The 22,437-nt window shown below is 44.3% G+C and carries 24 protein-coding genes; 8 read left to right on the top strand and 16 right to left on the bottom strand.

The genetic code is table 11. The features are described from left to right. Positions 1-250: 250 nt before the first annotated feature. The 10 genes from P8S55_RS01780 to proC all read right to left on the bottom strand — a co-directional run bounded on the left by P8S55_RS01780 (position 251) and on the right by proC (position 7,596). On the bottom strand, positions 251-1,681 hold the full coding sequence (locus P8S55_RS01780) for an NAD(P)H-hydrate dehydratase (protein ID WP_289224580.1): 1,431 nt from the start codon (positions 1,679-1,681) through the stop codon (positions 251-253). A 128-nt stretch (positions 1,682-1,809) separates the two neighbouring features. Further along, positions 1,810-1,965, bottom strand: coding sequence for a 50S ribosomal protein L33 (rpmG, locus tag P8S55_RS01775; protein WP_006459786.1), 156 nt, complete (start codon positions 1,963-1,965; stop codon positions 1,810-1,812). A gap of 13 nt (positions 1,966-1,978) precedes the next feature. Further along, complete coding sequence (rpmB, locus tag P8S55_RS01770) at positions 1,979-2,215, bottom strand: 50S ribosomal protein L28 (RefSeq protein WP_289224579.1); 237 nt, start codon at positions 2,213-2,215, stop codon at positions 1,979-1,981. 155 nt (positions 2,216-2,370) lie between these two features. After that, positions 2,371-3,048, bottom strand: a complete 678-nt coding sequence (radC, locus tag P8S55_RS01765) for a RadC family protein (protein WP_289224578.1) — start codon at positions 3,046-3,048, stop codon at positions 2,371-2,373. Between the two features lie 3 nt (positions 3,049-3,051). Then, positions 3,052-3,483 carry a hypothetical protein gene (locus P8S55_RS01760; RefSeq protein ID WP_289224577.1) on the bottom strand — a complete coding sequence of 144 codons (432 nt, stop codon included), beginning with the start codon at positions 3,481-3,483 and terminating at the stop codon, positions 3,052-3,054. A 30-nt stretch (positions 3,484-3,513) separates the two neighbouring features. Then, positions 3,514-4,437, bottom strand: coding sequence for a PilZ domain-containing protein (locus P8S55_RS01755; RefSeq protein WP_289224576.1), 924 nt, complete (start codon positions 4,435-4,437; stop codon positions 3,514-3,516). 12 nt (positions 4,438-4,449) lie between these two features. Beyond that, positions 4,450-5,058, bottom strand: coding sequence for a methionine biosynthesis protein MetW (gene metW / locus P8S55_RS01750; RefSeq protein ID WP_503010384.1), 609 nt, complete (start codon positions 5,056-5,058; stop codon positions 4,450-4,452). Next, on the bottom strand, positions 5,055-6,191 hold the full coding sequence (gene metX / locus P8S55_RS01745; protein ID WP_289224575.1) for a homoserine O-succinyltransferase MetX: 1,137 nt from the start codon (positions 6,189-6,191) through the stop codon (positions 5,055-5,057). Before metX ends, metW begins: the two co-directional genes overlap by 4 nt. Positions 6,192-6,203: 12 nt before the next feature. Then, positions 6,204-6,773, bottom strand: coding sequence for a YggT family protein (locus P8S55_RS01740; RefSeq protein WP_289224574.1), 570 nt, complete (start codon positions 6,771-6,773; stop codon positions 6,204-6,206). 1 nt (position 6,774) lies between these two features. Beyond that, the gene (proC, locus tag P8S55_RS01735; protein WP_289224573.1) at positions 6,775-7,596 is read right to left on the bottom strand and encodes a pyrroline-5-carboxylate reductase; all 822 of its coding nucleotides are present in this window, start codon (positions 7,594-7,596) and stop codon (positions 6,775-6,777) included. 183 nt (positions 7,597-7,779) lie between these two features. Between proC and P8S55_RS01730 the strand changes: the two genes are divergently transcribed. From P8S55_RS01730 to P8S55_RS01720, 3 genes are read left to right on the top strand one after another with little or no spacing between them, the layout of a single operon-like run. Beyond that, positions 7,780-8,730, top strand: coding sequence for a hypothetical protein (locus P8S55_RS01730; RefSeq protein ID WP_289224572.1), 951 nt, complete (start codon positions 7,780-7,782; stop codon positions 8,728-8,730). After that, positions 8,699-9,058 carry a membrane protein insertion efficiency factor YidD gene (gene yidD / locus P8S55_RS01725; RefSeq protein ID WP_289224571.1) on the top strand — a complete coding sequence of 120 codons (360 nt, stop codon included), beginning with the start codon at positions 8,699-8,701 and terminating at the stop codon, positions 9,056-9,058. The genes P8S55_RS01730 and yidD overlap by 32 nt, the downstream gene beginning before the upstream one ends. Position 9,059: 1 nt before the next feature. Then, a complete protein-coding gene (locus P8S55_RS01720; RefSeq protein WP_289224570.1) occupies positions 9,060-9,275 on the top strand; it encodes a YjfB family protein in 216 nt (71 codons plus the stop codon). Between the two features lie 67 nt (positions 9,276-9,342). Here P8S55_RS01720 and folE2 read toward each other — a convergent pair whose 3' ends face one another. From folE2 to traF, 6 genes are all read right to left on the bottom strand, one after another. Then, positions 9,343-10,290: a GTP cyclohydrolase FolE2 gene (gene folE2, locus P8S55_RS01715; protein WP_289224569.1), complete on the bottom strand. Its 948-nt coding sequence runs from the start codon at positions 10,288-10,290 to the stop codon at positions 9,343-9,345. Positions 10,291-10,409: 119 nt separating this feature from the next. Further along, positions 10,410-11,411 (bottom strand): CobW family GTP-binding protein, encoded by a 1,002-nt coding sequence (locus P8S55_RS01710; protein WP_289224568.1) that lies wholly within the window; start codon positions 11,409-11,411, stop codon positions 10,410-10,412. Then, positions 11,386-12,741, bottom strand: a complete 1,356-nt coding sequence (locus P8S55_RS01705; protein ID WP_289224567.1) for an FAD-dependent oxidoreductase — start codon at positions 12,739-12,741, stop codon at positions 11,386-11,388. Before P8S55_RS01705 ends, P8S55_RS01710 begins: the two co-directional genes overlap by 26 nt. 46 nt (positions 12,742-12,787) lie before the next feature. Then, positions 12,788-13,357 carry a DsrE/DsrF/DrsH-like family protein gene (locus P8S55_RS01700; protein ID WP_353957016.1) on the bottom strand — a complete coding sequence of 190 codons (570 nt, stop codon included), beginning with the start codon at positions 13,355-13,357 and terminating at the stop codon, positions 12,788-12,790. Between the two features lie 70 nt (positions 13,358-13,427). Beyond that, positions 13,428-14,519, bottom strand: coding sequence for a YeeE/YedE family protein (locus P8S55_RS01695; protein ID WP_289224566.1), 1,092 nt, complete (start codon positions 14,517-14,519; stop codon positions 13,428-13,430). Between the two features lie 261 nt (positions 14,520-14,780). Then, positions 14,781-16,067, bottom strand: a complete 1,287-nt coding sequence (gene traF, locus P8S55_RS01690) for a conjugal transfer protein TraF (RefSeq protein WP_289224565.1) — start codon at positions 16,065-16,067, stop codon at positions 14,781-14,783. A 234-nt stretch (positions 16,068-16,301) separates the two neighbouring features. Between traF and gspC the strand changes: the two genes are divergently transcribed. The 5 genes from gspC to gspG are packed head-to-tail and all read left to right on the top strand — an operon-like array spanning position 16,302 to position 22,434. Then, positions 16,302-17,183, top strand: coding sequence for a type II secretion system protein GspC (gene gspC / locus P8S55_RS01685; protein WP_289225290.1), 882 nt, complete (start codon positions 16,302-16,304; stop codon positions 17,181-17,183). Positions 17,184-17,200: 17 nt separating this feature from the next. Next, positions 17,201-19,279 carry a type II secretion system secretin GspD gene (gene gspD / locus P8S55_RS01680; protein WP_289224564.1) on the top strand — a complete coding sequence of 693 codons (2,079 nt, stop codon included), beginning with the start codon at positions 17,201-17,203 and terminating at the stop codon, positions 19,277-19,279. Positions 19,280-19,281: 2 nt separating this feature from the next. Further along, positions 19,282-20,727, top strand: coding sequence for a type II secretion system ATPase GspE (gspE, locus tag P8S55_RS01675; RefSeq protein ID WP_289224563.1), 1,446 nt, complete (start codon positions 19,282-19,284; stop codon positions 20,725-20,727). A 9-nt stretch (positions 20,728-20,736) separates the two neighbouring features. Beyond that, entirely contained in the window at positions 20,737-21,960 is a 1,224-nt protein-coding gene (gspF, locus tag P8S55_RS01670; RefSeq protein ID WP_289224562.1) for a type II secretion system inner membrane protein GspF, read from the top strand. Positions 21,961-21,993: 33 nt separating this feature from the next. Next, on the top strand, positions 21,994-22,434 hold the full coding sequence (gspG, locus tag P8S55_RS01665) for a type II secretion system major pseudopilin GspG (RefSeq protein ID WP_289224561.1): 441 nt from the start codon (positions 21,994-21,996) through the stop codon (positions 22,432-22,434). Positions 22,435-22,437: the final 3 nt, after the last annotated feature.

Below are 22,437 nucleotides of genomic sequence, written 5' to 3'. Positions count from 1 at the left end.
AAGCCTGGCTGGTGTTTTGGGTGTTTTTACTGTTTTTATTTTTTGAATCATTTAGCACCAAAATTGTGCATCAATGTTCTGTGATTGGTTTTTTTCTTGTATAACCTAAATTAATATTACTTGGTTTCGGATAATAAGTGCTTGAGTATCTAAAGCAACAACCTAGCCTTAAAAACGTGCCCATTATTGCGCTCACGGCTAATGCGATGGCAAAAGATATCGAGCGTAGTCAGGCCTGATTTTTTAAATTTCAAATAAAATTCAGGATGTCTGAGGGTAAAAGGCTGGCTTCGGATTGTGTTTTGATCGCGAGGTCTGCCGATCTAGCATGGGTTTCTACGCCCAGCAAGGCGGCATCAAACAGACTTAAACCTTGTGCTATATAACCTGTTATCAATCCTGTTAGAAGGTCACCCATGCCACCGGTTGCCATTCCTGGGTTACCTGCATGACATAGTGCGAGTTGTTGACCATCGTAAATCAGTGTTCCTGTGCCTTTTAGGACAATCACGCCACCATAACGTTTATGAAGGGCATGGATAGCCGTTATGCGATCATTTTGAATAGTCTGCGTAGGTTTTTCTAGCAGGCGTGCTGCTTCACCTGGATGGGGCGTTAAGACCCAGCGTTCATAATGAAAGGGATCAAGAGCTAAGCAGTTGAGTGCATCTGCATCCAAAACCATCGGTAGATCCAATTTGCAGGTTGATTCATAGCATTGCCACGCCCAATTATCTTGGCCCAGTCCTGGGCCAATACCAATGGCATTAATCTGTTGGATTAAGTTATCAAGTGCATTGCTGGGGTAGCACATTAATTCAGGCTGCATTTGGGTCAGTGGAATCAGATGCGGTTCACGGCTAATGAGTTTTACAAGCCCTGCACCTGATCTTAAGCAGGCTTTGCCTGCTAAGGCTAAAGCCCCCATCATGTTTTGATTGCCGCCTATCAGCAAGGCTGTGCCGTAGGTTCCTTTATGGGTATTCTTGATTCTGCTGCGATGCGGCATATCTTGATTTTCCCAGCTGGTTGCCAAAGGGGGTAGGCTTTCTACTCGTTCTTTTGCTAGGCCAAGGCTATCAAGAAAAACCTTTCCGGCAAAGTCAGGGCCATAGTGATGAAATAAACCTATTTTATGCACGATAAAGCTCGCAGTTATCTCTGCTTTCACCCCATTATTAAGGAGCGTGCCCGTATCTGCATCAATGCCCGAGGGGATGTCTAAAGCAACAACAGGTTTGGGCGAGCGGTTTATAAGATCTATGGCTTCAGTGTAAGGTGATGTTATTGGTCTGTTCAAACCAATGCCAAACAAGGCATCAATAATCACGTCACTCGAATCCAGTGCATTAAGGGATAAACTTTTACTGAATAAGCCGAGTGCGCCTGCTTCTAACTGCGCTTTTGCTGCATCGCCTGTAGAAGGCAGCGGGCCAATTTGATAGATATGGGGTGATAAGCCTTTTAAATAGGCCAGCGTTGCGAGTGCATAGCCGTCACCGCCATTGTTTCCGGGGCCGCAGATAATGGCTAATTGCTGGGCTTTGGGCCAGTGTGTTTGAATAAGCTTAAGACTGAAGGCTGCAGCTCGCCGCATTAACGCTAAGCCGGGTAAGCCGTCCTGTTCAATGGCTGTTTTATCCAGTAGTTGGGCTTGTTGGCGATTATAAAGTCGAAGCATGGCGCATTCCGTTAAGCGACTAAAGTTTAATTGTAAAACAACCAGGCCTGGTTGTCGCATAGAATTTTAGCAATAAAAAAACCAGCACGATGACTGGTTTTTAATTAAGGCGTAAATCAAACAATAAATTATTTAATTTTAGCTTCTTTGAACATCACGTGTTTACGAACCACTGGATCGTATTTTTTGATTTCAAACTTGCCCGCCATGGTGCGTTTGTTTTTATCAGTAGTATAGAAATAACCTGTACCCGCTGATGAGACTAACTTAATTTTATCGCGCATAATCGTCTCCTAATTAAACCTTCTCACCACGTGCACGCATTTCTGCTAGCACTAATTCGATTCCGTTCTTGTCGATGGTACGCATACCGGCTGGTGTAAGACGTATTTTTACAAAACGGCTTTCAGATTCAACCCAAAAGCGATGTGTTTGTAAATTTGGCAAAAAACGGCGACGTGTTTTACGGTGAGAGTGGGAAACATTGTTACCGACAGCAGGGCGTTTTCCTGTGACTTGGCAAACTCTAGACATCTCTCAATCCCCTATTCAATCATTAAAGATGAAAACTTAAGAAGCGGCTTTTTTAGCCGATTCAAGAATTCTAATTACGGTAAATTTAAAATTTTACCCAAAAATATAAAGATGGAATTATCCATAAATACAGCGCTTAATGCAAGACTTATTTTTTATATTTCGCCAGCTTGTGCCATTGAATGCCATCGACCGTGATCACCAATTATAATGTGATCGAGTAATCGAACCTCAACAAGTGTTAAGGCTTGTTTGATTAAATCAGTAATAGAATGGTCGGATGGGCTGGGTTTTGCTTGGCCAGATGGGTGATTGTGGCTAATAATCATCGCAACGGCATTGTGTTTTAGCGCAAGTTTTATTATTTCTCGCGGGTGAACGCTAGCTTGATTAACTGTACCATAAAATAAAATTTCAAAATGAATCATTTGATGTTGCTGATCAAGAAGCAAGCAGGCAAATTGCTCACGTTCGCTATGACCTATGTGCTGCGAGAAATAATATGCTGATAATTCAGGCGAGTTAAAAAGCTCGCCTTTTTTAAGACCACTTTCAAAATGGCGGCGAGCCATTTCTAAAACAGCCTTCGTTTGTGCGTATTTAGCTAAACCTAAGCCCTTTGCCAGGCAAAATTCCTCTTGATTGGCACTTAGTAAACGATGAAGGTCGCCAAAGTGGTCAATTAAGTCCTGTGCTAATTCCACCGCACTTTTCCCTTTTACACCAACGCGTAAGAAAATAGCAAGTAATTCTGCATCAGTTAGGCTCGCGGCACCGAATTGGATCAGTTTTTCTCGAGGTCGATCGTGTTGGTGCCAGTCTTTAATCGACATGATTTATGTTTTTTGACTATTGGCTTGTGCTTTTTTAAGCCGTTGTTGTTTTATCAGAATAGCGGTTTTGAGTACCTTAGTAAAAACGGGGTATTTGTGTTCCACCATTTTGTAAAGGTATAAAGGACTACCATGAGGGAGTTCAAAGGAATCCTGCGCAATCTCTATCCATTTATCAATTTCTCGATTAGTAAAGTAGTTGTTGAGTTCAAAATAAGAAAGCTTGGTTAAGGTAACCGCGCGCAGTATTTTTGACCACTCCAGTTCATTAACATTAGGGTATTTTTTTTTATAAAACTCATTAATGCCGTTAAGTTTATAGTCGATGAACGTTTTGAGGGTGTCATGGCCCAGCATATCATCAGCGGCTTGTCGGGCACTAAAGGACAGATGATCCATAAACTGTGATTCAATTTGATGATTGGTACCTGGCATGGCTATTTTACCTTAGGTTTAAAGCTTAAATTAAAGACATTGGTTTAACTCATGTTTTTGTATTCGAGCAAGGAGGTATGTTTGATCACGTCCATTCGGAAATTCAAAATTCATCGCCACACGCTCATAATAAGACTCTTCGTCAGTTTGGATATTAACGACAATACCTTCGAATAACAACAGTCGTTCATCGTCTTTAAAGTAGATTAATACATCTACACGCTCATTCAACTTTAATCCTTTACGCAATTTAAGAGCGATCCCACTTGCGCTCACATTAGCGGGTTCAAGAACCCAGGATTCGGGATGTTGGCGCTGACTATGGTCATTGTGCAGGTTCCGAAACATTTCAGTATAAAGGTTTAGCAGTTTACTGGTCTGAATAATCGCTTGTAGCAAGGGAATGGCGTCATATTTGGGGTCAGCTAGTTTTTCGCAAAACTCATCGAGTTTAAAGCCAACAGGCAGAGGGTTCGGAGCAAAAAAACTATCTGGAGTAGAGTGATTTAACACCTCATCAAGTCGTTGTAAAAAGTAGATATACTTTTCTTCAATAAGTTTTAGGTATTTAAATGTTTTCGGTGAGCTATTTTTTAACAGGTTAATTTTTTGCAAGCCCTCTAGGTGGCTATTAATTTTAAATAATTTTCCGGTGTCTTTTTTTGGGTTATAGCCACGAGAAAGCTCCACTAAACATTCCTCGTAAAACTCAAGGTGATCAAGCACTTCGCTAAAGATAGCCATAATCACTTCTTTGCTTTCTTGCACTTTGTTGAGTGCGCGATTAACCATGACCTTTTGGTGGTTAATTTGGGTAACAATGCTGTCGGGATAGTAGTTGGCACCCGTGGCGAGAATATCCCGATCAGTAATGGGTGAGCGCGGGGTAACATAAGACCTCAAAGGCATACTGATTCTAAAAAAGCGCCGAACATTTCGGGTTGAGTTTTGCATAGTCAGTCTTTGTTATTTCCTTTGCACTTTGTAGAGCGCAACCTCACCCATTAGGTTGGGCATTAGGCGGATGCCTAAGTTACTTTGATGCTGGTTGTTTACCACTGTTCTAGACACAACCTTAATATTTTTTTCTTCACACAAGTCTTCAAAGTCATTAAAGGTGCAAAGATGGATATTGGGGGTGTCATACCAATGATAAGGCAAGGTATCGGTTTCCGGCATTCTGCCTTTGAACAGCAGTTGTGCCCGCATTTTCCAGTGTCCAAAATTTGGAAAAGTAATAATAATCTGTTTGCCAATGGTCAGCATGTGCTCAAGCAGAATATCAGGACGACGAACTACTTGCAGCGCTTGAGTCATAATCACATAATCAAAGCTATTTGGATCAAAATAATTGATTAAATCCTGACTGTCAAGGTTACTTTGGATAACATTGATACCATTGATCATAGCCTGAATGTTTTTCTGTGGATCAATTTCCATCCCGTAACCCCGTGTATCACGGGTTTCTTTTAGGAAGTTAAGCAGGGTACCATCACCGCAACCTAGGTCCAATACATGACTACCGGGGTCAATCCAGTCGGCAATTAGTTTAAATTCAGGGGTGATAAGGCTCATGCATCCGCCTCCGCAATCACGCGCTGCATATAGGCGCGGAAAATACCTTCGTAATGAGTGTTGGGCAATAAAAAAGCATCATGGCCATGCTCGGATTCGACTTCGGCATAACTGACATCTAAGTCATTATCCAGCAAAGCACGTACGATTTCATGTGAACGAGCGGGTGAGAAGCGCCAGTCAGATGTAAAGGATACAACCAAAAACTTGGCTTGAGTTTGACTAAAGGCTTGGCTTAGACTGTTATCAAACTCAGAAGCAGGATCAAAATAATCCAAGGCTTTTGTCATGAGTAAATAGGTATTGGCATCAAAGTTCTGTTTAGTAGCGAACTTTTCACCTTGGTAGCGTAAATAGCTTTCAACCTGAAACTCAACATCAAAACTGTACTTCAAACTCTCCGTACGAAGTTCGCGCCCAAACTTAGCGCCCATCATGTCATCCGAAAGATAGGTTAAATGCCCTAGCATGCGTGCTAAGGCTAAACCGCCCTTAGGCGTTGTACCGGCATCAATAAAGCGTCCACCATGGAACGCTGGGTCAGTCATAATTGCACGCCGAGCCACTTCATTAAACGCAATGTTTTGTGCGCTCAGCTTAGGTGCTGCGGCAATCACCACCGCATGACGCAGACTGTTGGGGTAGTCTATAGCCCACTGCATGACTTGCATGCCTCCCATTGAGCCGCCAACAATCGCAGCCCATTGTTCAATACCTAGATGTTGGCGGAGTAAGTTCTGACTGTTCACCCAGTCACGACAGGTCACAATTGGGAAGTCCGAACCATAAACCATTCCTGTTTCTGGGTTCAGGCTTGTCGGGCCTGTCGAGCCACGACAGCTGCCAAGGTTGTTAGAGCAAACCACAAAAAGTTGGTTGGTATCTATAGGTTTACCAGGGCCGATATAGTCGTTCCACCAGCCGGGTTTGTCCTGGCCCTCGTGATAGCCTGCTACATGATGATCACCACTGAGGGCATGGCAGATCAAAATGGCATTTGAACGCTGGGCATTAAGTTCGCCATAGGTTTCGTACATAAGCTCAAATTTTGGCAATACTGCACCGCTAATCAGGGTTAAGGGTTGGTCAACGTTAAATTGTTTCGGGGTTACAATTTCGATAGATTCTGTCATAGTTTTTATATTCTACACCATTGTTTGCGCAAACTGCGCAAGGGAGCCAACGACAAGTATTTGACTAAGTTTAATCACTAAAATCGCAATAATCGGTGATAAATCAAAACCGCTTAAAGGCGGAATTAAACGCTGAAACGGGGCTAAAATAGGCGCAGTCAGTTGACGGAATATATCTAAGTTAGGATTGTGACTTTGAACAAGCCAACTTAAGATTACCTGAATAATGATTAACCAAAACATCATGTCGAGTAAAACGTTAAGCACTTCCGTAAGGGCGCTTAAAAGAATCAATGTAATACCAAAATCCCTATTAGTTAGCCAACCAATCAAGATTACAAACACCACTTGGACGCTAAATGCGGCCGCTAATGCAGACCAATCCCAACGACCTTTAGAAGGCAAAACCATGGCAAAAGGTTTGCAAAGTGGGTTGGTGACCTTAGCAATAAACATCACGATTTGGTTGCGCCAATCTGTGTGGGTAGCCCGAATTAAAAATCGTAAAACCAATACAAATATAACCAGGCCTGCTAGAAATTGCAGTAAAAATAAACCCGCTTGATCGACAGGATTGCCCATTCTATTCTCCTAGTTCTTTTGCAAGTTGTTGTGCGCGTTGATGTGCCGCTTGCATGGCTTTTTCAACAGTGAGTGTCAATTGGTTTTGTTCAAAACTTTGAATCGCCCGTTCGGTGGTTCCATTCGGCGAGGTAACTTTTCTACGTAATGTGGCGCAATCGTCATCACTTTCTAGCGCCATCTTGGCGGCACCAAAAGCGGTTTGCATGGTTAGAAGTTCAGCCGTTTTTCGATCGAGTCCGAGCTTTTCTCCGGCCGACTGCATCGCTTCCATAAAGAGAAAGAAATAGGCAGGTCCGCTACCAGAAAGAGCGGTAACGATATCGAGCTGGGCTTCATCAGTGACCCAAATGGTTAAACCCGCCGCGCGTAAAATATTTTCAGCTTCGTCTTTTTGTAGAGGGGTAATGTTATTGCTGGCAAACAGTCCCGTTGCTCCCGTTTGTATTAATGCTGGTGTGTTGGGCATGGTGCGAACAATTGACTGATTTGAGCCTAACCAGCTATTGATCGATGCGGTTTGAACGCCAGCCGCCACCGAAATAATTAACGGCTTGGTTTGTTGAACTTTTGCTGCAATACTTTGGCAAAGGGGCTTGAGTTGTTGTGGTTTGACCGCCAATACAATAATATCAGCAGAGTCAATGGCTTCAAGGTTGTCATTAAATCCTTTTATAGAAAAGCTTTGCTTTAAGCTTTCTAGTGCCTGTGGGCTTGGATCGGCGGCCCAGATTTGGTTTGCTGGGTACCCGCTTTGAATTAAGCCTCCTATTAGGCTACGGCTCATATTTCCAGCGCCAATAAAACAAATTTTTGCTTGCATCTTTTTTACCCTTTAAACATTAATTTTTGTATTATGCCAAATCTTACAAAGAGTTTTACTAAGGTTTAGCAAATATGTTGAAATTTTGTTGTGCTAAAGAATTTATTCAACAGGTCGTTAAACCAGATACAACAAAATAATACTTGACCAACACAAGGTTGACCAGAGAAGAGGGAGCGCGTTATGTCACAAATTACGCCCTTACAGAACCTGCCAAAATGGTTAGGTTCAGCAGATAAGCAAAATGATAAAAACGATCGTCAAGATTTAACCGGTCTGCTTAAAGCTAAGCAACAGGCTGATCAATTAGCCCATTCCGCTAAGGCAAATAACAAGTCACCCATGGCTAACCCAGCGACGTTATCCACCGCAGGTGCTCAGCGTTTCCAGGCAGCCTATCAGTACTCAGAAACCATGAGTTTACAAATTGAAACCCGTGAAGGTGATAAGGTAACGGTTGATTTTCGCCAGCTGTATGCTCAGTATCAGGAGTTTAGTCGTCAGCAAATGAGTGAGCAAGGGCCAAAAGGTGTGCGCCAGTTTGAAAGCCGAGAAATGCTTGAGATGACTGCGTTTGAAGAAAGGTTTGCATTTTCGGTTGAAGGGGATTTAAACGAAGACGAACTGCGTGCGATTTATGAGGTGTTTGAACAGGTTGATGAGCTGGCGAAAAACTTTTTTAATGGTGATATTGAAAAGGCATTTCAACAGGCGGTTGAGTTAAAGGTTGATTTTGGTCAGCTTAAATCAATCAATTTAGACTTGAGTCGTTCTGAAACCCGTGCGGTGTCTTATCAGCAAGGTGCGTTGGCCCAGTATCGAGATGTGCAAAACCAAGATGAGAGTGCGGAAAAATACGGCGTTGAAATGAGTGATTTGCCGCCTTATCTCCAAGCTTGGCAATCCGCGATTGAAAAACTGGATGAACAGTTCGCCAATGCGCAGATTATGTTTGATCAAATGATGTCCGCTGTGCTGTCTCAGCGTTTTTCTGAGCAGGATACCCGCGAGGGCTGGTTTGAGCGGGTGCAAAAATTCCATCAAGAATTAGCTCAGGCGTTTGCGGATAAGCAGACGGACATAAAAACCCAAGAAGATGTGAATGAAGATTTGGTCAGCGCTGAAAAAACTTAACCCGATAAAATGGTTATTTATTGGCTTAGTAAGGTTTTATCAATTGTTTATTAGTCCAATATTGGGGCCAAGATGTCGGTTTTATCCAACCTGTTCGCATTACACTATCGAAGCGTTGAAGGTGCACGGTGTGTTGTATGGTTCATGGTTGGCGATTAAACGGATAGGTAAGTGTCACCCAGCAAATGATGGGGGCGTAGATCCTGTGCCAGAGTGTGGTTGTGGTTGGTTAGGGCATCGCTGCGATGACCAATCTGATAACAAAAAAACATCTGTGCCTACTGAGGTGGATGCTAATAATAAAAGCAGCGAGAAAAAGGAGAGTTAACATGGCTATTTCTGATGGTGTCACCGCTGCCGGCGCAGTCTCTGCGGCGCTTGCGCAAAAAGAGGTCTATGACAAAGGTGAGCTACAGGTGGGGATGCTGAAGAAAGCGATGGATGTGCAATCAGAGGCGGCATTGATGTTGTTGGAGGGGATTGCGCCTGTTCCAGCGAAGCATTTGCCAAGTCATTTAGGTCAAAACGTGAATGCCACGGCTTAGCTTAAATTACAGTAGGTTGCATACAAAAAAGCCACCCTTGCGGTGGCTTTTTTGTATGCGTATCAAGTTAGTTGATCAGTCCCATTAAATTAGGATCGTCAATGTAACCATTTTGAACCCCCTTGGTCGCGACAGCCACTGCATCGTGTGGGTGGAGGCTTTCTAGGTGGTTTACTCTTAGCCAGAAATCCAATACGGTGGGTTGATTAACAAACGCGGCTTGAAGTCGTCGAGCCGCGTCTTCACAGAACATTAGGTTGCTGGCATTGAGTCGAGCAAACTCCTGCTCATCTTCACGTTTAACCGCCGCTTGGACCGGTGTTTGTAGCGTGTCTTCAATCAGGTTTATCCAGTCTAAAAAATCCAGCGCAGCGCCTTCTTTTAAATGCAGCTTTACTTGGGCATAGGAGCGTTGGCTATGCGGTGTTGCACAAATCCCCTCAGGGGTACCTAACCATTGCATAACCTGCTCATAATCAAGTGTTTGGTCTTTGTTAAATTTTGCCTCAAACGCATCTTGAATTAATTGACGCGACAAAGCAGCGGAGCAGGGACAGGTCGAGGAGTAGGGTACTTCAAGCGTAACCTCACATTTAAATTGGCCTTGTTTTAGCTCGCCCCGTAATGTGGCTGGGTAGTGTTTCCAGCCCGCGTTGTCACTTTTCAGTGATTTGCGACGCTCGTAATAGTCAAACCTAAATTCAACAAAAGCATGGTCACTTAAATCCTGGTGTGATTCGATAAACCGATTCAAAATTTCATGAACACGTTCTGTCGTGAGTGTTTGTTGTGTGGCCATTTGATCAAGTAATAAATACAGGCGCGACATATGAATGCCTTTGCTTGTTGGGTTTATTAAATTGACATAGGCTTGGGTGTGGGACGATAACCGAATGGTTTCGTGGTTAGATTGGATCAAAACCGGGAGTTCAATACCACTCATACCTACCCAGTTCAGGGTGGCTTGAGGGCCTTGGTGTGGCTGGCACGCGATATCGGGCATGTGCTTAGTCATGCAATTTCCTTCTGTAGCCTAAAAGTTTGTTTTGTCTTTAGGTAATTAAAAAATAATGGGTAGACCATCATATCAAGCTTTAACCACCAGAACATCAATTTGCTTTAATTTTGTCATGATTAATAGTGAATAATGGGAGTTAACTGCTGCTCTAATGACGAGAGGTTAACTGGCTGGTCAAACAACAATTCAAGCCGACTATCTTGCCGCCAGGCCTGGTCATGAAACGCAAGCCCGCCATTAACCCAGTTAATGAGCTGCCATTCATTGCCGGTTCTTAGTAATCCCTTGGCGCGAATCAGACCCGCGGGGGGTTTAGCAAAAAACACCTTGAGTTGCGGGCGTTGAAATAATAAGTCAGAATGCCAGATCCAGCTTACCGCCTGGGTTGAGCCGCGCATAACCTGGCTTTTAATGATTTTGGGCAGGTTGCTTTTAAAGTCTTCAACCAGGCCTGGTTGTTGGCTTAGTCCAGTAGCCTGTAAAAACAAAAACGGCGGTCGGCTTGCTTTGAGTGTAAGCTCGTTAAGGTCTATCTGCCCAAACGGCGCAATATGAATGTGTGGACTACCAAGCACGCTGGATTGTAAAAATTGGTGCGTGCTATTGAGTAGATCAGTTGAAATTTGGTCGCTACGGGTCAGTACCAGCAGGTCAGCCAACTGAATAAAGTCGCGCAATAACGCAGATTTTTTGTAAATCTCAGGGCTAAACCGTTGGGTATCCAGCAGGCAAATGCTTGATGTTAATTCAAGTGGGCGTGGTGTGATGGTTTTTTTGAGGGTATCTATAATCTGAGCAGGATGGGCGAGACCACTTGGTTCGATTATTAAACGCTCAATACTCGGGTCTTGGCTGATGGTTTGAAGGGTTTGGGCTAAGGGGCGTTGGGCGCTGCAGCAAATACAACCGCCTTGCACTTCAAGCAAGGGCGTATCGTTTTGTTTTAGTGTGCTAGCATCAATACCAAGTACACCAAAATCATTGATTAACAGCGCCCAACGTTCAGTAACCAGTTTTTGCGAAAGCAGGTGTTGAATGAGGCTGGTTTTTCCACTGCCAAGCAGCCCAAAAACCAGCGTAACCTGAATCGGTTTAAGATTCGTCTTGGAATAGGTCATGCTCTTCAAGCAGGTCGTTAACCAGTTCGTCGCGTTTAAATTCTATACCTAAGCGTTCGCAAACAATACGCGCATCACGATAGGCATTGTACAAACAGGTTGTTGCCCCAGGTGATGGGGTCATGTTAAATATTAAGTTTTCGCCAGAAGGCACAATACTCGCTTCGCCAAGCTTAAGTTGCATGGTTTGTTTATCAATGACTTGAGGGCGTAAACCACCCACACCCTTGGCAAACTCCAAGTCGTCAATTTTTAAACCAGGAATGATTTTTTGTGCGTCCTTTAAAAACAGTTTTTTGCGTATGCCAGGTATTTCAAATGCAACGTTTCTGAAGATATAGTTTCTTATATCACTGTCTTTCATTAGATCCCAAAATACCTTCATGACTTTGTAATCGAGCTTCAAACTTTTCCAGAACTCCCAATAGGTGTCCCCGGTATAGCGTTCAAGTTTAGGCAGCACTAAAGCGGTAGGCCCTAAGCGCGTTTTGCTGGGTTCTAAAAGATCAGGGTCACCATGAAGCGCGGCGAACGGAAGTTTGTCATTTTGGATGGTATACACCTTACCTTTCAGTAGGTTGGGTACATAGTAAAAGCTGCCGGCCATGGGCAAAATTGACATGTTTAAACCGTGACCAAGTTGGTTGGCGAGTAAAAGGCTATGACCCCCGGCTGACACCACGACAAAATTTGACATAAAGGTGCCTTGGGCGGTGGTGATTTCATAATGATCATCAAACTTCTGAATTTTTTTCGCCTGAGTCCCTAAGTTAATTGAGATTTCAGCTTGATGTTTTCGTGCTTGAGCAACAAACGAGCGGGAAAGTTTGCCGTAGTTAACGGTAGAAAACTCATCGGTACAACCCGAGGCAAGAATTTTTTCGGGTCGAGGTTGACCATTAACCAGTGCAACACTGGGTTCGATTTGGGCAATTTTTTGCGCATCCCACAATTCCATATAGGGAAAGGTTTGCGCAAATTCATGGTGGCGTTTTTCGAGTTTTTCACACTCTTCCTCACCGACTGCAAGAATCATCTTTGGGTATTTATAGAGAAAGTCATTTTTTTCAAACTGGTTGGCATAATGCACAATCATATTTGCTTGGCGTTTAACTTGCTCCGCTTTGGCCAGCGAATAGTTGGTCTCAATATCACCGCAATGCAACGTTTGACTGTTACTGCGTGCATTGGAGTTAAGTGGCGCAAGTGAGCCGTACTTTTCCAATAACACGATAGACTTAACCTTGCTGTACTTCGCAAGCACATAGGTCAAGGCACAGCCTGAAATGCCACCGCCAATAATAATGACATCAAAAACCCGTTTTTTCATTTAGCATGCCCCTAAGCTAAAAAATGAGCAAGTATTATAAATCAAATCAAATAAATAAGCTTTGATTCTTGGGGGATTCTGCGAGGTAGGTGGCGGCACCTGCGAAGTCTATACCGTCAATTAAATCATTGGTTTTAAAGCCCAGCAGGTTTAAGCTCATTTGGCAGGCGGTCATTTTTACACCGAGCTCTAAGCAAAGTTGGCGCATTTCGTTAAACGGAAGTTGTCCTTCTTTAGCGAGTTGCTTTTTAAACCCCCAGGTGGTTAAACGAGTCATGCCGGGCAGGCTCCATAATAGGTCGGGGGTGTATTGCCGCCAGTCTATTTTTTGAAGCCTATTAGAGCCGATGGGCAGGTGAATGGGCATCGCTGGATTGCCGACAGGGGACACTCTCAGGCTTGTTGTATCTTTTAATAAGCAACGAATACCGTAGTAACTAAAAAAAATATGTGCCTCGCGATCCAGTGTTCGGGCTGTGCTGGCCAAAATTAAGCTTGGGTAGGCCCAGTCAAGTGTCCCTTTGGTTTGAATAATAGAGAGCATGCCTGAGCTGTTAATCTCTGAGCCAGGTGTGGGTGAAACCTGGGGCACATGGGTGTTTATTGTGTTGTTCATTGAGTCACTCATTGAGTTTGGATGTATCCTAAGGTTTAAATCTGTCGGGCTATTTTATATTTTAACCCCATTATAAATGATTGTCTTGGGCTGGCTTATCTATGGGGGTAGGCCTGAGCCATGCAATCGCAACCAGGTTACCTAATAGTGCAAATATTATCCATAGCCAGCCGTGAAGGCTTCCAGAGGCAATACCACTAAAAAAAGCACCAATATTGCAGCCATAGGAAAGCGTCGCTCCAAACCCCATAAGCAAGCCGCCTAGGGCATAATAGCTGGTTTGACTAATGGATATAGCCTGTTTGTGAATGGGTTTGTTTGCTAATAAGGTCACCCATAATGAGCCGAGTATAACCCCAAGTGTGGTTAGACTAATCGGATCAGCCAGTAAAGGCCGTTCCATCCGCGCTTGATAGAGTTGAGCAATCTCCCAAAACTCCCAGTTTAAACCTAACGAAAATTGATCAGAAAATTTAAAGCTCCACAGGGTAAATACGGTGGCTACCGACCAGGGTTGACCGGATAAAAAAAGAATAACACCGCTAAATAAAACTAATAATAATGCAGCGATTAAAAAACCAGAAGGTTTAGCGATTGTCCCTAGTGCAGCAATATGTCGGTTGGTTTTTTTTTCAAAATGCAAAAGCCCGAAGTAGAGCATCGCTAAAACACTAAGTGAAGCGACCAGGCCTGGTAGTGCCCAGTGGAGCGTAATAGAAAACGGCGGCAGCGCCCACCATGTTCCCCAGCTAGTATAAAAGTAAGCCCCCAATGCACCGCCAACAAAAAGCATAATAAAACTAATAAATGACAGGGGTTGGAGTTGCCCCACACGATTTAGCGTCCCTGAAGAGCAGTTGGCGGCAAACTGCATGCCTATGCCAAATAAAAATGCGCCCAACATGACAGAAAATCCAGCGGGACGAATAATGCCTTGGAAAGTCAGGTTGCCCCAAGACCCTAGCCAAAATAAAGGGGTAAACAGAATAAGTGCGCTCGCTAGCATAATGATTTGTGCGCGTACATCTGCAGTTTGGCCTTCGACTAGACAGCGTCGCCAACTGCTGCTAAAGCCAAACATAAAATAGTTTAAGGTCGCGCCTAAAGCCATGCCTGCCAGTAACAGGCTGATTAGAAGGGGGTCTTTAATAAACCAAACCAAACTTAACGATCCAAGCAGGGTTAATATAATGGGCCAGGCGGAACGGATTTTTAAAAACATAACGAGACTAATTGTTTTAATAATGACAGGCATTTTAAGGGGAAGGTAAAAAGACTGCACGTCGAAATAATTAATGGCAGCACAAAATTTTAATGAGGGGTAATTGAAGTGGGTTATTTGATCTATTGATTGCGTAAAGAACGCTGTCTTGTATCTTAAAGCACAATCCCAAAAATATTGGGATTGTGCTTTAAGTTTAGCTTAAAATTTAAACTCTAAACTTAGGTTGGCTGCAATTGAGTTGTCTTCAAATTCATCAAAGTCTAATGAGTTGGCTGCAAGATCAAGACTCACTGGGCCAACGGTTAAGCCAGCGTGAACACGGGAAAGTTTATTGCCAGCTGCTTCATTGGTATAGCCAATACGTAGATCAGGTGCGTACCAAATGTTAGAGGCAAATGATGCAGATATGCCGGCTTGTTGGGTTTCTAGTCCGCTTAGTGCCGTCGTTTTATTTAGGTCTGCAAAGCCAGCGATTGTCCAGCGACGATTTTCGGTGAAATAAGCGAAATCGACACGTGCTTTAGGGTCAAGTGTAATGCTGTTAGCCAAGTGACCGCTTGCGATAAGTGCTTCAGCGGCTAAGTTGATAAAGGTATAGTTGAAGCTTGGCGAGTTAATATTTTCGAGGGTTAGGCCAAGTAGGTAATTATTTGCCGCGTATTGAATACCAAGATCAATACCTATAGCAGAATCAGTATTGTTAAAGGTCATGGTGTTTTCAATTTCATCAGACAATTCGTCACCAAAGTCTTTGTCAATATCGTTAAAAATATCATCAAGATTGTAAGCAAAATGGTTAAATCCGGCACGCATCATTTTTAACCGAGCGCCTGCATTTAATGTACCTTGATTAAGGCTAACAAAACGATCCAAGTTTAAACCATACCCCAGTGTAAACTCAGTGAGCTCGTAACCACTAATGGTTAAATTGGTATTGGTTGTCGCTGTAGCTTTTTGTGCGTCGTTGTCAAATGATACTGTTGAATTATTGGTTTGAATCATGCCAACATTGGCGCCTGTGGTTCTGGATATGCCAACTAAATATCCGCCCCAATTAGTTGTTTGCACTGTTAGAGGAATTGATGCGCCCCCTTGTACATTCATATTAAGGGCGTCAAATGAGGTGAAATAGTTATCGAGTGCTTCTGCTAGTGCAGCTTCTGCAGCAGCTTGGCTACTGTAAACGCCACTTAAAATATCAGCTGAAACGTTATCTAATTTTTTTTGCAGTTCGTCAGTCCTGTCATCAATACCAGACATATTGGTATATTGAATATCAATACCTACACTAATGCCCAGACCCCGCAAACGTTTAGTGGTATCTCCACCTAGTGCGGCTGGGTTTTGGAAGTTATTAAATAAAGTATGCGTATTGCCCGCTGCACCATAACCCAGCGTTGAACCAGCTTGATGGAATGTCGACGCATTGGCGCCCGTTGCAAGACCAAGACCAAGTGCACCAATTAGAAGTTTCTTTTTAAACATGGTTTGTAACTCCGGGTTGAATTTATAATTTAGCTTCCACAATTAAACCATAGTCATTAAAGCTTTGAAAGCGTGTGCTTTTAATTATTTTTGATGAGTCGCGGTTTTTAATCACTCATAATTTATTGCTCAAAGCTGACTTGAGTTCAAAGGTTAACTAATTCATTAATTGTTAATCATAATTTGGTATGATTCAAGCTCTATTTATTTTTTAAAGTTTATTTAATTGTGAAAATGCGTCTCTCTTTTATTTATCGCTCATCCAGATTAGCTGAGCTATTGATGCTGACTCTATTGCTTTTAATGAGTTGGCAGTTAGGTGGCTGGTTAGCCCAAGGCTTAAAAAGTATAGAGCCCCCAGGTCTTCCTAGTTTATTAACGCCAGAAAACACTGCTCAAACGAGCTCACCTCGTATTAATCTATGGGGCGTGCCTGAACTTATTTCCGCAGCGAAGTTAGAAAAGCCAGCGGTTGAAGCAGTTGAGTCAGCCGCTCGGCGAACACGATTAAATGCGGTTTTATTGGGTGTTATCCAGGCCGAACCCTATGGCGTTGCGATTATTCAGGTTGGGCGCGAAACCAAGGTTTTGTCTGTCGGTGAGAATTTGCAGGCCCAGGTTAGTTTGGCTGAAATCGGTACAAACTATGCTATTTTGCAAAATAGAGGGGTGCGTGAACGTTTAGAGATGGATGATCAAACAGCAGGTCTATTAGTTCAAGGGTCGGAGGTTAACCATCCCTCTAAAGCTGATTCGGCCGGTGCGCTCACGCGTCCACCATCTCAGTTGGCGCCAGAACAGGCGCAGCAATTACAAACGGTGAGTCAAGAAATCAGACAAAATCCAATGCGCATCGGTCAGTATGTTCGTTTTGAGCCTTTGCGGGAGCGGGATGAGTGGTTGGGGATTCGGATTGGTCCACGCAATCACCCAGAAATTTTCAGTGGTTTAGGCTTTCGTGAGGGCGATTTAGTGGTATCGATTAATGGATTAACCGTAGCGGATATGGCGCAAAATCCAGCCGTGTGGAACCAGTTTTTGCAAGAAAGCCGTTTTAGTTTAGTGGTCAATCGCGATGGGTTGAATGAAACCATTGATGTGGATTTAAGTCAGTAATTTTGGAGAGTAATAAGGTGTTAAAAACCCATTTATGGCGAGTGATCGCACTAGCAGGCCTGGTGGTATCTATGGCATTTTTTCGGGTTCAGGCGGCTGGAATTCAGCAGAACGAAATTCAGCAGAACTTTAGAGATGTCGAAATCAGTAGTGTGATCGAGGCGGTGGCTAAAATAACGGGGCAGAACTTTATTATTGATCCGCGTGTAAGGGGTAAGGTGACGCTAATAGCGCCTGAACCCATGTCGGGTGATGCGTTGTATCAGACTTTGTTAGCAATTTTGAATGTCCATGGTTTTGTAGCGGTACCCAGTGGTGAAGTGACGAAAATTATCCCAGCTAATTTGGCGCGTGATCAGCTGCCTTATATTCGTGCACAAGACCGGGGTGAGGCTTGGGTGACGGAGGTCGTTGAGGTTGAAAACGTCGAAGCCAGTAAGCTGGTGGCAATTTTACGACCTTTGGTTGCACGCGAAGGTCACTTAGTGGCGATGGCAGAAAGTAATCGTTTAATTGTTACGGATACCGTAGATGGTTTAGCGCGTATTAAGGCGATTCTTAAACAAGTTGATATTAACAACCATGCCGAATTTGAAGTGATTCGTCCCCAGCATGCGCCGGCAGAAGAATTGGTAAGGACACTAAAGTCGGTTCTTGGTACCGGTTCTGCGCAGTCACCGATTGGTGCTAGAATTAATTTTGATGAACGTTCAAACCGAATTATTTTAACGGGCGATACCTCATCACGTTTATCGATGCGTGCATTGATTGCGGAGTTAGATGTACCGGTTGCTCAGGATGGGCGTGTACAGGTGGTTTATTTACAGTATGCCAAAGCAAAAGATTTGGTGCCGTTGTTGCAACAATTGGCTACCAATCAATCGTTAATCGAGAGTAGTCAAGCTCAAGCAGGTTCTACTGAAGGCTCAGGTGAGTCGCGTGCGCCACGTATGCGAACGACACAAAGCATGCAGGATCGGATTTCTATTCAGGCTGATGAGCGGATGAATGCGATTGTTTTGAGTGCGCCACCTGAAGTCGTGGTGGCCTTGCGATCGGTGATTAATCAATTAGATATCCGTCGTGCGCAGGTATTAATTGAGGCGATTATTGTTGAGCTCACTGAGGAGCGTGCGGCGCAGTTGGGTGTTGACTGGGCCGCGATAGGGTCGAGTGGCGCGGGTTTGTTTAATTTAAGTGGTAATTTGCCGGGTGCATTGACAGCGGGGGCAACCGGTAATGTGGCGGCGCTGCCTGAGGGAGTCGTGGGTCGAGGCGCAACGGCTGTCGTCGGCAGTGGTTCAACACGCAGTGGTTGGGGTGCATTGATTAACGCCTTGCGCAGCGATAGCGGTGCGAATATTCTTTCCACGCCCACTTTGCTCACTTTGGATAATGAAGAGGCGGAGATTATTGTGGGCCGTGAAGTCCCGTTTCGTACCGGAAGTTATACCACCACCGGTAATGCTAATCCATTTACAACGGTTGAGCGTAAAAGTGTGGGTTTGAAGTTAAAGGTACGGCCTCAAATCAACCAGGGTAATGAAGTTTATCTTGAAATTGAAAATGAGATATCTGATGTGATTCCCGGAAATGTAGCCGATTTGCTGCAAACATCGAAACGTCAACTCAAAACCAGCGTTATTGTCGGTGATGGCGATACCATTGTCTTGGGCGGCTTGTTAAGTGAGCGTGAAACCGATACGAGTGCACAGATACCTGGTCTCGGAAGTATTCCCGGGATTGGTGGCTTGTTTCGTCATCAAAGCAGTCAGCGCGAAAAGGTTAATCTGATGATTTTCTTGCGTCCAGTGATTGTGCGTGACCTGGAAATGGGGAATTATTATAGTCGCAAAAAGTATCGCCATATTCAAACACAACAAGATCGTTTTCTTGAGCAGGACAATCATCTGTTGTTAGAGGGCTTGCGCCCACAGATGCCAACGCTTGAACAGCTTGAAGCTGGCGATGCGACCTCAGTTAATAAAGGACGCGATGTGCAACGTGTCGAAGAAGTGGAGACGGATCAAGCTAAAAAACAACGTACAGCGGCTGAGCGTCGCCGTGATCAATCGCTTGAAATGCTTGGGTTTTAATCATGCAGTTACCGTTTCTGTTTGCACGTAAAAATAATGTTTTGTTTGACGCGACGGCGACGGGTCTGCGCATGTTAATTACCGAGCAAACTCAGCCTGAGGCCATACAAGAAGCACAGCGTTTAATTAACGATCCTTTTGAATTATCTATCTTGTCTGAAACCGAGTTTGAACGCCATTTGCAACGTTTGTATGCCGAGGGCGCGCAGACTTCAATGGAAGGTATGGATGATTTTGAGACGGATGATTTGTCTGCGGTCATGGCTGAGGTCAATGAGACGCAAGACCTGCTTGACAGTCAAGATGACGCCCCCATTATTAAGTTGCTTAATGCGGTGTTTTCACAAGCGATTCGTGCGAATGCTTCAGATATTCATATTGAACCGTTTGAAACTCAGTTACGGGTGCGTTTTCGTATTGATGGACAGTTAAAAACGATGCTGACGCCTAAACCAGGCCTGGCGGGGATGTTGGTGTCGCGAATAAAGGTGATGGCTAAACTCGATATTGCGGAGAAGCGTTTACCCCAAGATGGGCGTATTGCACTTAAACTGGGTGGGCGCGCGGTCGACTTACGTGTATCGACTATTCCATCTAATTATGGAGAGCGGGTTGTAATGCGTTTGCTCGATAAAAGTGCAGGCTTGTTGGACTTAGCGGATTTGGGTATGCCGGGCGCTGTATTGAAAAATATTGAGAAATTACTTGCTCGGCCCCATGGTATTTTTCTAGTGACTGGCCCGACGGGTTCTGGTAAAACCACTACGCTTTATGCTGGGCTTTCAAGGTTAAACGACCATCAGCGCAATATCATGACGATTGAAGATCCGGTGGAATACAATATCGATGGCATTAGTCAAACTCAGGTCAATGCTAAAGCAAACATGACGTTTGCCAAAGGGTTGCGCGCGATTTTACGCCAAGACCCGGATGTGGTGATGATTGGTGAAATTCGAGATTTAGAAACCGCTGACATTGCGGTGCAGTCGTCCTTAACCGGGCACTTGGTGTTATCCACCTTGCATACCAATACAGCGGTGGGTGCGATCACACGTTTGCGTGATATGGGCATCGAGCCTTTTTTACTGGCTTCAAGTATAACCGGGGTCTTAGCTCAACGGCTGGTGCGTCGATTGTGCCCAGCTTGCAAACAGCCGCATGCTGCCGATCAGGCTGAGTGTGAATGTTTAGGGGTTGAGCAGACAGATATTTACCGTGCGCAAGGCTGTGATGTGTGTAATTACACAGGTTATCAAGGACGCCTTGGGGTTTATGAGTTAGTCTTAATTGATGAACAGGTACAGCAGATGATTCATGGCGGGGGGTCAGAATTGGATATTGAACGTTATGTACGTCAGCACTCTCCGTCGTTACAAAAAACCAGTTTTGCGCGGGTTTTGGCGGGTGAAACCAGTTTAGAAGAAGTGTTACGTGTGACTCAGGGGTGATGGGTTAATATGGCTGTTTTTGAATATAAGGCGCTAACCCAGCAAGGTAAAACCCAAAAAGGCTTACTTGAAGGTGACTCTGAACGTCAAGTTCGCCAGGCTTTGCGTGATAAGGGTTTAACGCCTTTGCAGCTTAAAGCGGTGGATAAGGCCGTTAATAAAGCCCAGTCAAAGACCGAGGGTGTGTGGTTAAAACGCAGTATATCGATTGCCGACTTGTCATTAGCTACGCGCCAAATTTCGACCTTGCTTGAGGCAGGTATGCCCTTAACTCAGGCGTTAAAAGGCGTAGCAAGTCAAGCGGAAACACGCTTGATGCAGCGATTTTTAGCCAGTTTGCATAGCAAGGTGTCGCAGGGCTATTCGTTAGCGCAAGCCTTAAGTCAATCGCCTTACGCGGTGGGAGAGGATTATAGGGCAACGATTCATGCGGGCGAGGAATCAGGGCATCTTGAGGCGGTGTTATCTCGGTTAGCGGATACGATTGAGCAGCAAGAACGTTTGCGAAAAAAAGTACAAAGTGCGCTGATTTATCCGGTTTTGATGGTGGTGGTTGCCATTGTTATTGTGTTTTTTTTAATGGTTTACGTGGTGCCTAAAGTGGTGAGCGTATTTGATAACATGAGCCAAACGCTGCCGCCTTTAACTCAGGGGTTATTATCCACGAGTGAATTTGTACAGGCGCATGCTTTGGCGATGTTAGCAGGCCTGGTTGGGTTTTTAGTCTTGTTTAAGTTACTTATGCGCAATGATAAATGGCGTTACCGCTGGCATGCTTTACTATTGCACACACCTGTATTGGGTAAGTTTTTGATTTACGGTGCGGTGGCTAAGTGGTCACGTACCCTTGGCGTCTTAGTGGCGAGTGGTGTCCCGTTAAAATCGGCTTTACATATTTCCTCACAAGTTATGACGCATTTGCCACTCAGACAAAACATATTAGCCCTAGAAGAAGATGTGCGAAAAGGCTTAGCCTTGAGCCAAGCTATGCAAAATACACGTATTTTCCCCGCACTCCTGTTAAACCTGGTACAAACCGGTGAAAACTCAGGGCAGCTTGATGCCATGTTACTTAAGGGCGCGAGTCATTATGAGTATCACGTTGAAACCAGTTCGGCCACGTTGGTAAGCTTACTTGAGCCCTTGTTGATTATTATTATGGGGGGGGTGGTGTTGACGATTGTGCTGGCAATTATGTTACCTATTTTCGAAATGAACCAAATGTTGGGTTGAGTATTCAAATTATTATTTAAACAGAGCGAGTGTATGATGATAGTAAACTTAAAAAACAAGCCTAGACAAGCAGGTTTTACCTTGATTGAGTTGATGGTCGTGGTGGTCATCTTGGCGATTTTAGCGGCGATTGCTGTACCTATGTTAATGGACCGGCCCGATGAAGCGCGTGAGGTCAAAGCGAAGCAGGACATTAGTGCGCTGTCGTCGGCTTTGCAGTTGTATCGGCTGGATAATTTTCGTTACCCAACCACCGATCAGGGTTTAGAGGCATTGGTGACTAAACCGACCAGTGAACCTGTGCCACGTAATTGGAAACCCTATATGGAGCGTTTGCCAAAAGATCCTTGGGGGCGTGATTATTTGTATTTAAGCCCGGGACAGCATGGCGAATTTGATATTTTTAGCTATGGTGCGAATGGGGTGCAAGGCGGAGAAGGTGCCGATGCTACGATTGGTAATTGGACAATGTAAGTC

Source organism: Thiomicrospira sp. R3 (assembly GCF_029581415.1).
Taxonomy (GTDB): Bacteria; Pseudomonadota; Gammaproteobacteria; order Thiomicrospirales; family Thiomicrospiraceae; genus Thiomicrospira.
The sequence above is the reverse complement of the archived record's forward strand: the minus strand, read 5'-3'. Positions and strand labels throughout refer to the sequence as shown.

Coding starts and splice junctions, on each gene's coding strand:
- P8S55_RS01720 (WP_289224570.1), top strand. CDS start 9,060: ATGGCTATTTCTGATGGTGTCACCGCTGCCGGCGCAGTCTCTGCGGCG.
- metW (WP_503010384.1), bottom strand. CDS start 5,058: ATGAGCCTTATCACCCCTGAATTTAAACTAATTGCCGACTGGATTGAC.
- P8S55_RS01730 (WP_289224572.1), top strand. CDS start 7,780: ATGTCACAAATTACGCCCTTACAGAACCTGCCAAAATGGTTAGGTTCA.
- proC (WP_289224573.1), bottom strand. CDS start 7,596: ATGCAAGCAAAAATTTGTTTTATTGGCGCTGGAAATATGAGCCGTAGC.
- gspF (WP_289224562.1), top strand. CDS start 20,737: ATGGCTGTTTTTGAATATAAGGCGCTAACCCAGCAAGGTAAAACCCAA.
- P8S55_RS01780 (WP_289224580.1), bottom strand. CDS start 1,681: ATGCTTCGACTTTATAATCGCCAACAAGCCCAACTACTGGATAAAACA.
- P8S55_RS01760 (WP_289224577.1), bottom strand. CDS start 3,483: ATGCCAGGTACCAATCATCAAATTGAATCACAGTTTATGGATCATCTG.
- yidD (WP_289224571.1), top strand. CDS start 8,699: ATGAAGATTTGGTCAGCGCTGAAAAAACTTAACCCGATAAAATGGTTA.
- P8S55_RS01700 (WP_353957016.1), bottom strand. CDS start 13,357: ATGAACAACACAATAAACACCCATGTGCCCCAGGTTTCACCCACACCT.
- gspC (WP_289225290.1), top strand. CDS start 16,302: ATGCGTCTCTCTTTTATTTATCGCTCATCCAGATTAGCTGAGCTATTG.
- P8S55_RS01755 (WP_289224576.1), bottom strand. CDS start 4,437: ATGCAAAACTCAACCCGAAATGTTCGGCGCTTTTTTAGAATCAGTATG.
- gspE (WP_289224563.1), top strand. CDS start 19,282: ATGCAGTTACCGTTTCTGTTTGCACGTAAAAATAATGTTTTGTTTGAC.
- metX (WP_289224575.1), bottom strand. CDS start 6,191: ATGACAGAATCTATCGAAATTGTAACCCCGAAACAATTTAACGTTGAC.
- traF (WP_289224565.1), bottom strand. CDS start 16,067: ATGTTTAAAAAGAAACTTCTAATTGGTGCACTTGGTCTTGGTCTTGCA.
- rpmB (WP_289224579.1), bottom strand. CDS start 2,215: ATGTCTAGAGTTTGCCAAGTCACAGGAAAACGCCCTGCTGTCGGTAAC.
- P8S55_RS01705 (WP_289224567.1), bottom strand. CDS start 12,741: ATGAAAAAACGGGTTTTTGATGTCATTATTATTGGCGGTGGCATTTCA.
- gspG (WP_289224561.1), top strand. CDS start 21,994: ATGATGATAGTAAACTTAAAAAACAAGCCTAGACAAGCAGGTTTTACC.
- P8S55_RS01710 (WP_289224568.1), bottom strand. CDS start 11,411: ATGACCTATTCCAAGACGAATCTTAAACCGATTCAGGTTACGCTGGTT.
- folE2 (WP_289224569.1), bottom strand. CDS start 10,290: ATGACTAAGCACATGCCCGATATCGCGTGCCAGCCACACCAAGGCCCT.
- radC (WP_289224578.1), bottom strand. CDS start 3,048: ATGTCGATTAAAGACTGGCACCAACACGATCGACCTCGAGAAAAACTG.
- P8S55_RS01740 (WP_289224574.1), bottom strand. CDS start 6,773: ATGGGCAATCCTGTCGATCAAGCGGGTTTATTTTTACTGCAATTTCTA.
- rpmG (WP_006459786.1), bottom strand. CDS start 1,965: ATGCGCGATAAAATTAAGTTAGTCTCATCAGCGGGTACAGGTTATTTC.